The organism is Micromonospora sp. KC723, from assembly GCF_004348595.1.
Lineage (GTDB): Bacteria > Actinomycetota > Actinomycetes > Mycobacteriales > Micromonosporaceae > Micromonospora.
Map to the genome: position 1 here is coordinate 1 of NZ_SMKD01000215.1, position 6,148 is coordinate 6,148.

The following is a 6,148-nucleotide window of genomic DNA, read 5'->3' on the forward strand; positions in this document are numbered from 1 at the left end:
GCGGTGGCGTGAGCATTGCGCACACGATCGCCCCACCGTCGGATCCCTCTGACCGGCACCGGCCCGGTCCTGCACACTGGCCGCAGGACCAGAGCGGCCGGGCACGACATGAGGGAGTCAGGCGACCGCTAACGTACCGGCCGTAGTAGATGCCCGCCGCTTGGTTGCCGGCTTCCTGTCGCAGGAAGGCTCACCGCCCGCCTCACCGGCACCGTGTAGGCCCGAATACCGATCGACCGGTCGACGTTGCGGCCAACCGATCGAGGCACCGGCCAAGTGCCAGCTCGTAGCGTGCGCGTCGTGACGATAGAGACGGCGTTGTTCCTGGGCCGGTTCCTGCAGAACCCGCGGCGCGTCGGCGCGGTGGCACCGAGTTCGTCGCGGCTCGCGCGGCGGACTACGGTGCCGGTGCCGGACACCGGCCATCCTGTGGTGGTCGAGCTCGGGCCGGGCACTGGCGCGTTCACCGAGCTGATCCAGCGCCGGCTTGGCGGTCGCGGGTGCCATTTGGCGTTGGAGGTCGACCCGGTGTTCACCGCGCTGCTGAGGCGCCGGTTTCCGATGGTAAACGTGGTGACGGCGGCCGCCGAGGAGCTGCCGGACGTGCTCGCCGCATACGGGCTGTCACCGGCCGACGTGGTGGTGAGCGGGCTGCCCTGGACGGTGCTGCCCGCCGCGCTGGTGGACCGGACGATGGCGGCGATCGTCGCCGGCATGGCGCCGCACGGCGCGTTCACCACGTTCGCGTACCTGCACGCGAGCTGGACCAGCCCGGCCCGTCGGCTGCGAAACCGACTAACCGGCCTCTTCGAGGAGGTGGTGGCCGGCCGCACGGTGTGGGCGAACCTGCCACCGGCGCTGGTCTACCACGCCCGCCGGCCGCGGCATCAGTCCGCCGGCGCCCGGCATGGGCGGAACTGCTCGTCGACGAGTCCGAGCCGGTGAGCGAGGATGCCGGCCTGCACCCGGTTGCGGACACCGAGCTTTTCCAGCAGTGCCACGATGTGCGTCTTCACCGTCGTCACACCGACGTTCAGGTCACTGGCGATCTCGGCATTGGAGAGCCCGACGCCGACGAGGCTGAGCACGTCGCGCTCGCGGGCGGTGAGCGCGGCCAGGACCGCGGTGTCAGGCTGCTCGGTGTCGCCGTTCCGGTCGGCGGCGTGGGAGCGCCGGGCCCGGTCGACGACGCGGGCGAGCACGGACGGCGCGAGCAGCGGCTTTCCGCGCGCCGCCCGGCGTACCGCGTCGAGCATGTCGGCCGGCTCGCCGTCTTTGACGAGATATCCCACCGCACCGGCGCTCAGCGCGCCGTACACACTGTCGTCGTCGGCGAACGTCGTGAGGATGAGCACGTTCGTCAATGGTGCCGCGGCCAGCAACCGCCTGGTCGCCTCGATTCCGTCGACGCGGGGCATGCGGATGTCCATCAACACGACGTCCGGGCGCAGCCGCTCGACCAACCGCACCGCGTTGTGCCCGTCGGCCGCCTCCCCAACCACCTCGATGTCGGGTGCGGTGTCGAGCAGGACCCGGATGCCGGCCCGGACCAGGCCCTGGTCGTCGACGACGAGCGCACGGATCATGCCTGCCCCTTGCCCGGTAGGTTCGCCTCGACTCGCCATCCCGACCGGGAAGTTGGGGCGGCGGTCAGCGTTCCATCGAGCACGGCGACCCGCTGCCGCATCCCGTCCAGCCCCTGACCGGATGCCGGAAGCGGCATCGGTCCCGGCCCCGACGGCGGCGCGTTCTCGATCACCGCGCGCACCGCGCCGGTGCCGGAAACCGTGACGCCGACCGTGGTTTCGGTGCCCGCGCCGGTGTGCTTGAGGACGTTGGTCAACGCCTCCTGCACGACCCGGACCACCGTGGTGCGAACCAGCAGCGAGGTGTCGGCCAGCCGCGGGTCGACCTCGGAGGTGACCGGCACGCCCGCCCGGCGCAGCCGGTCGATCGCGTCGACGAGTGTCGCCTCCGGGTCGGTCACCAACGCCGACCCCTCGCCGGCGTCGACCGCGTCCGGGTCGCGCAGCACCGCCAGCACGCCGCGCAGCTCGTCCAGCGCCTGACGACCGGTCGTGGCCACGTCGATGAGCGCGGCACGGGCCACCGCCGGGTCACCGCCGTTGTCCAGCGCGAGCGTGCCGACGCTGGCCCGCAGCGTCATCGCGCCCACGTGGTGCGCGATGATGTCGTGCAAATCCCGGGCGAGGCGGGCCCGCTCGGCGAGGCGCGCCGCACGGGTCTCGACCCTGCGGCGCGCCTCGGCCTCCGCTGCCCGCTCCTCGGCCACTCCCCGGGCCCGCTGCAGACCGGCCAGGTAGCGGCCGGCCACCACTGGCAGGGCCGTCATGCCGAGCAGTGTCGACAACGGCGCGTTGATGTCGCTGCCGAACGACGCCTGCACCACCAGCGCGGCGTATGTCGCGACCGCACCGGCCAGCGTGACCGACCAGCGCGCACGGTAACCGAGCGCACCGAGCGCGACGAGGAGGAACAGTAGCGCTGCAGCGTTGGTGAATGGCGAGAACCACGTGGTCACCACGACCAAGACCGCCTCGGTGCCGACCGCGACCAGCGGCCACCTGGGTAGCGTGCCCAGCAGCAGGCCGCTCGCGACTGCCAAGGCGATCGCGACGCACCGCTGCGCCGTCCCGATCGGCCAGTCGAGCAGCGTGTTCACTACGGCGACAACGGTACCGGTCGTCATGCACAACAGCACCGGACGAGCTGGCCAGCGCGCTGTCACGTCCACACCGCGACGATACGGACCACCACCGGCCCACGGGTCTCGTTCTATCGGCCGGCGTGCCTCGTTCCACCGGTCGGCCCGGCCGACGCACCGGCCGCGTCCGGACCCGATCGATCGAGGCCGGACGCCCTGCGGCCCGCCTACGGTCGGGAGATGGATCTGGGAATCTGGCTGGTGGAGCGGGGGTCGCAGCTGCCACCTGCGGCCGTTTACGCCGCCGGTGCGCTGTTGATCGCGGCCGAGGTCGGGCTGCTCCTCGGCGCGTTCGTGCCGGCCGCGTCGGTCATGCTGGCACTCGGCGCACTGTCGGCCACCGGCACGCTGGACCTGCCGGTGACGACCGCGGTCGCGGTGCTGGCCGCGCTGCTCGGCGACTCGGTCGGCTACTGGGAGGGCCGCGTCATCGGCCCCCGGCTGCGCACCGGTCGACTGGGCCGGCGCATCGGAAGCCGACGCTGGCGGCATGCCGAGCACCTGGTGCGACGCGGCGGGATCGCCGTCACGATCGGCCGGTGTACCGCGTTCGTACGCACGCTCGTGCCGCGGGTGGCCGGCGTCGCTGGCATGCACTACCGCCGCTTCCTCGTGTACGACGCCGTCGCCGTCGCGGTGTGGGCGCCTGGCACCATCCTGATCGGCTATGCCGCCGGTACCGCGGGATAACAGCACGGCAGCGCAGCGCCGGCCCGACTCCGCGAGGTCGACCGCCGCGGAGCTGGGCCGTAGCCCGTCGACGATCAATCGGGAGATCCGGCGTAGCAACCATCCGGGATACGGGGGGCTACCACCCCACGCCGCGCGAGCCCGCGCCGACTCCCGGCGTCCCAGGCCGAAGATCAGGAAGCTCGCCGGTAACCCGCGGCTACACGCGTTCGTTCAAGAGCACCTGACCTTCCGATGGAGCCCCGAGCAGATCACGCGACGGTTACGGCGGGACCTTCCCGACCAGCCGGAGATGCGCGTCAGCCACAAGACGATCTACCGGGCCCTCTACGCCCAAGGCCGCGGTGTGGTACGCCGCGAGTTGGCCCGGACACTGCGCGCCGGCCGAGCCATGTGCCGGCCGCGCCGCCAAGCCCAACAGCGTCAACCGAGGATGGCCGCAGCGATGGTGGTGATCAGCGACCGGCCCGCCGAGGTCGCGGAGCGGGCCGTGCCAGGTCACTGGGAGGGCGACCCCATCATCGGCAAGGACAACAAGTCGGCCATCGGCGCCCTCGTGGAACGCGCTACCCGCTACACAATGCTGGTGCACCTACCCACCGGACGCGCCCCCGGCGTAATCCGCGACGCCCTCATCGACACCATGGGAGGATTTTCGAAGGTGGATCCGGACGCGCACGAAGGCCGGGGTCGTGTCCAACCTGAACCACAGTCTGAGACACTCCACAGATCACCGAACCGCGTCCTCGCTGAGAACCGGACGGCGAATACGAATAATATTCGGTCTAAGGAGCCAGCTACGGCGCTGGCACCGAGATCGGTGACCACGTCGCCCCACCGTTCAGCGACGTCGAGTAGGACCCGTCGCCCCTCTGAGCCGTGATTATCCCGCTGCGCTCAATGAAGTTGGAGACATTGGGCCCGGCCTCCAGTCTCGTAAAGGTGCGACCCCCATCGGCGCTGATCATCGGACCGTTGAGCTCCGTGCCGATCAGCAGCCGTCCATCCGGCCCGACGATCGCGCCCAGGATCGAGGTGGGTTGCTCTTCGCCGTCACGGACTTGGGTCCACGTTCGGCCCGCGTCCGTGCTGGCGTACATGGGCCCGAAGCCGTTCTTGGCGTCCTTGCGCTGGACGGAGAACACCGCATACCGGAGGCTGCCGGGTCCCACCAGTAGCCTGGGCGCGGACAGCAGCTTGTCCGGCTTGGGGAATCGTGACACCGACCAGGTGCGGCCACCGTCGCGCGTAGTGGCCAGAGCGGGGACATCGCCCCGGGCGGTGCCGGAGATCCATCGGGTGCCGTCAGGGGCGATCGTGGACTCCGACGAGCCGTGGACCTGCTCCAACGGCACGTTGGGCACCGTCAGGCGCATGCCGGTGCTTGGGTCGATCACCGTCAGTTCGCGGATGTCGCAGCTCGTACCGCGACAACGGGTGTGTAGACGCCCGGCGGCGGGGATCTCGGCGACACTTCGCGCCACGGAGTCCGGTGCCGAACGCCACGTACGGCCGGCGTCGATGCTCACCCACCACTCTCCGCGGTCTTCGATCACGACGGTATGTGTGGTGACGGCGTGCAGGTCGGCGCTATAGCCCTCAGCCGGTGCAACCTTCGCCAACGGAAGCGCCCGATGCTGGTAGCTGCGACCACCGTCGATGCTGACGGCAAGTCCGTACGAGCAAAACTGCTTACCGTCGGGGCACGTCGCGGTCAGCGCGAACCCGTGGTCCCGGTCGACGAACTGGACGAATAGGGCATTGAATCGCGTCCCGTCCACCTCGCCGGCGTCCGCTTCGGTACCGGCATTGTCGAAGTGCGTCGCGTCCGCCGCCACCGCGGCGCCACCCCGGCTGACCTTCTCGCCAGATGCCGCGTGCCTAACCGGAACGCCAATCGCCGCCAACAACGCCGCCGCGATGAAGGCGCTACCAGCTCGGCGGCGCCACCTATCTGCGGTCTGCGGCCGCCGGTCAGGCCATAGCCCGTCATGGGGCGGGTTGGTTTCGCTCCAGACGATCAGCTCGCGGCGCGGTGAGTCGGGCATACGGCGTCTCCTTCCGTTAGGTGTATGAATGATCGACACCGCCGAAACGAGACAGGTTCCAGATTAGAGGGCATCTGGTCCACGCAGTTTGCGGGTGATGCGCGTTTAGGTGTCTCGCCAGGTTGGGGTGGTTTCGGTGGTGAGGCGTTGGGCGAGGTTGCCGATCATGAAAGTGGTGATCATTGCGTCCGGCGATCACCTACGGTTCGAAGCCGTGATCACCACCGCCCGACAGTCCCCGAACCCGAACGACATCGCCCTCGTCGCGCTCCTGCGCCCACTCGGCTCGCGGATCATCGAAGCCCGCGCGGATCGAACATCACCGACCCGGACGAGGAACACAGCCACCAGGTCCTACGCGTACGCGGCAGCGGCGGCAAGGTCCTCCTCGTCCCGCCACCACCCACAGTCGCCAGGACCATCGACCGCGCGTCGACGACCGCACCAACGACCCGATCCCGCGCAACACCCACGGCCGGCGGATGAACCGGCGCCCCGCCACCCGCCGACTCAAACACCTCGCCGCTACCGCGAGGAATCCGAACACCGAGGACGCACCCCCCACATACTGCGCCACACCTTCATGACCACCAGACTCGACGCCGACGTCAGCCTCCACGACACGCAGATCGCCGCCCGCCACCCCGACCCGCGAACCACCATGCGCCACGACCGCGCCCGCAAA

The 6,148-nt window shown here is 70.2% G+C and carries 6 protein-coding genes; 3 read left to right on the forward strand and 3 right to left on the reverse strand.

The window, feature by feature from the left end; genetic code table 11:
- The first annotated feature begins 300 nt into the window (after positions 1 to 300).
- Entirely contained in the window at positions 301 to 945 is a 645-nt protein-coding gene (locus E1165_RS27410) for a class I SAM-dependent methyltransferase (protein ID WP_243705018.1), read from the forward strand.
- Here the strand turns inward: E1165_RS27410 and E1165_RS27415 are convergent.
- Both E1165_RS27415 and E1165_RS27420 read right to left on the reverse strand, forming a co-directional pair.
- Complete coding sequence (locus tag E1165_RS27415; RefSeq protein WP_132394599.1) at positions 888 to 1,586, reverse strand: response regulator transcription factor; 699 nt, start codon at positions 1,584 to 1,586, stop codon at positions 888 to 890. The genes E1165_RS27410 and E1165_RS27415 overlap by 58 nt on opposite strands.
- Positions 1,583 to 2,710, reverse strand: coding sequence for a sensor histidine kinase (locus E1165_RS27420; RefSeq protein ID WP_132394600.1), 1,128 nt, complete (start codon positions 2,708 to 2,710; stop codon positions 1,583 to 1,585). The genes E1165_RS27415 and E1165_RS27420 overlap by 4 nt, the downstream gene beginning before the upstream one ends.
- Before the next feature lie 195 nt (positions 2,711 to 2,905).
- On the opposite strand from E1165_RS27420, the gene E1165_RS27425 reads away from it, so the two are divergent.
- Together E1165_RS27425 and E1165_RS30250 are read left to right on the forward strand one after the other, a co-directional pair.
- Positions 2,906 to 3,415, forward strand: a complete 510-nt coding sequence (locus tag E1165_RS27425) for a DedA family protein (RefSeq protein ID WP_132394601.1) — start codon at positions 2,906 to 2,908, stop codon at positions 3,413 to 3,415.
- Positions 3,393 to 4,298, forward strand: coding sequence for an IS30 family transposase (locus tag E1165_RS30250; protein WP_132394602.1), 906 nt, complete (start codon positions 3,393 to 3,395; stop codon positions 4,296 to 4,298). Before E1165_RS27425 ends, E1165_RS30250 begins: the two co-directional genes overlap by 23 nt.
- Here E1165_RS30250 and E1165_RS27435 read toward each other — a convergent pair.
- Positions 4,213 to 5,463 (reverse strand): hypothetical protein, encoded by a 1,251-nt coding sequence (locus E1165_RS27435; RefSeq protein WP_132394603.1) that lies wholly within the window; start codon positions 5,461 to 5,463, stop codon positions 4,213 to 4,215. The genes E1165_RS30250 and E1165_RS27435 overlap by 86 nt on opposite strands.
- Positions 5,464 to 6,148 lie beyond the last annotated feature (685 nt).

Bases quoted from the DNA above. Each gene is read 5' to 3' on its own strand.
- E1165_RS27425 (WP_132394601.1), top strand. From the start codon at position 2,906: ATGGATCTGGGAATCTGGCTGGTGGAGCGGGGGTCGCAGCTGCCACCT.
- E1165_RS30250 (WP_132394602.1), top strand. From the start codon at position 3,393: ATGCCGCCGGTACCGCGGGATAACAGCACGGCAGCGCAGCGCCGGCCC.
- E1165_RS27435 (WP_132394603.1), bottom strand. From the start codon at position 5,463: ATGCCCGACTCACCGCGCCGCGAGCTGATCGTCTGGAGCGAAACCAAC.
- E1165_RS27420 (WP_132394600.1), bottom strand. From the start codon at position 2,710: ATGACGACCGGTACCGTTGTCGCCGTAGTGAACACGCTGCTCGACTGG.
- E1165_RS27415 (WP_132394599.1), bottom strand. From the start codon at position 1,586: ATGATCCGTGCGCTCGTCGTCGACGACCAGGGCCTGGTCCGGGCCGGC.